The organism is Pseudomonas sp. MWU16-30323 (assembly GCF_020515595.1).
Classification (GTDB): Bacteria; Pseudomonadota; Gammaproteobacteria; order Pseudomonadales; family Pseudomonadaceae; genus Aquipseudomonas; species Aquipseudomonas yamanorum.
Genome location: NZ_JAIWYM010000071.1, coordinates 1 through 1,623, shown reverse-complemented (window position 1 = coordinate 1,623; position 1,623 = coordinate 1). Strand labels below are relative to the sequence as shown.

The 1,623-nt window shown below is 55.9% G+C and carries 1 protein-coding gene; it reads left to right on the top strand.

The window, feature by feature from the left end:
* Positions 1-32: 32 nt before the first annotated feature.
* Positions 33-1,585, top strand: a protein-coding gene (locus LIY45_RS30435) for an IS3 family transposase (RefSeq protein ID WP_226478695.1) whose coding sequence is annotated in 2 segments (ribosomal slippage) — positions 33-495 and positions 495-1,585 — 1,554 coding nt in all. Because the reading frame shifts where the segments join, the coding sequence is not laid out codon by codon here.
* Positions 1,586-1,623: the final 38 nt, after the last annotated feature.

The following is a 1,623-nucleotide window of genomic DNA, read 5'->3' as shown; positions in this document are numbered from 1 at the left end:
AAAAACATTCCGGGGGCGGCAAGAGTATGGTCATGCCTTTCTACTCAGAAGAACGCAAAGCTGCGCTGCTAAAAATGATGCTTCCGCCCCTGAACCTCTCGGCGGCGGAGGTTGCTCGCCGTGAGGGTTGCAGTGATATGTCTCTCCATTATTGGCGCAAACAAGCCGCTGCCAGAGGAACGCAATTGTCCGACGCCAAACAACCTGTTGAGAATTGGTCAGCCGAATCCAAAATGGCGGTCATCATAGAAACAGCAGCTTTGTCAGAGCTGGAACTGGGTGAGTACTGCCGGCGCAAAGGGATTTTTCCTGAGCAAATCACTGATTGGCGCAATGCATTTATCGCCAGTAGCACCCAGCAAACAAAGGTTAAAAATGTAAACACCGGCCAGTCGAAGAACGATAAAAACCGTATCCGCGAGCTTGAACGCGAACTGCGGCGCAAGGATGCGGCATTGGCGGAGACGGCGGCGTTACTGGTGTTGCGAAAAAAGCTCAATGCCTACTGGGGGAGCGACGACGAGGGCAGCTGACCTTGTTGCCAGAACGGTATTTACTCGTCGGTTGGCTCAATGAAGCCATCGCGGCGGGCGCCCGCAGGGCGCCTGCTTGTCTGGAGGTCGGCATTTCGCTACGAACGCTGCAACGCTGGAGTTTGCCTGAAGAAATGCTGGCAGATGGGCGTACCACAACGGTAAGACCTGCGCCCAGCAACGCGCTCAGTGAGTTCGAGCGCCAGGCCATCGTGGCGCTGTGCAACAGCAAGGTATACGCGCACCTGCCACCGAGTCAGATCGTGCCGCAACTGGCAGACGAGGGGCGTTATGTGGCCTCAGAAGCGACGTTTTATCGTGTGTTGCATGCCGCTGGCCAGCAGCAGCATCGTTCGCGTGCCAAGCGGCCCCATCGTCATCAGGCACCCACCACTTATGCAGCGACTTCTGCTAATCAGGTATGGTCGTGGGACATCACGTACTTGCCGTCACCCGTTCGCGGGAAGTTTTACTACCTTTATCTGATCGAGGATATCTACAGCCGAAAGGCGGTGGGCTGGGAAGTTTACGACGTAGAAAGTGGTGAAAAAGCAGCGGTATTACTGCAACGAAGCGTGACCCAGGAAAAGTGCTGGCGCCAGCCGCTGGTGCTGCACTCCGACAACGGCGCGCCGATGAAGTCGGTGACCCTGCTGACCAAGATGTACGATCTGGGCATCACGCCATCGCGTGGTCGACCGCGGGTCAGCAACGACAACCCGTACTCGGAATCACTGTTCAGGACACTGAAATATTGCCCGCAGTGGCCGCTAGGTGGTTTTAACAGCCTGGATGATGCGCGTGTTTGGGTGAGGGATTTTATGACCTGGTACAACACCGAGCATCGTCATAGCCGAATCCGTTTTGTGACACCGGCTCAACGTCACGAGGGAAAAGATCAGGAAATCCTGGCCCGGCGCGACGCAATCTATGGGCAGGCTAGAGAAAGAAGACCGGAACGTTGGTCAGGTGAGACACGCAACTGGAAACCAGTCGGAACGGTATATCTGAACCCCGAAAGGGAGCTGACAGTGAGCATCAAGGTCGCGTAGCACCACGGTGGACGCGACAACTACCTTGAAAAACGCCG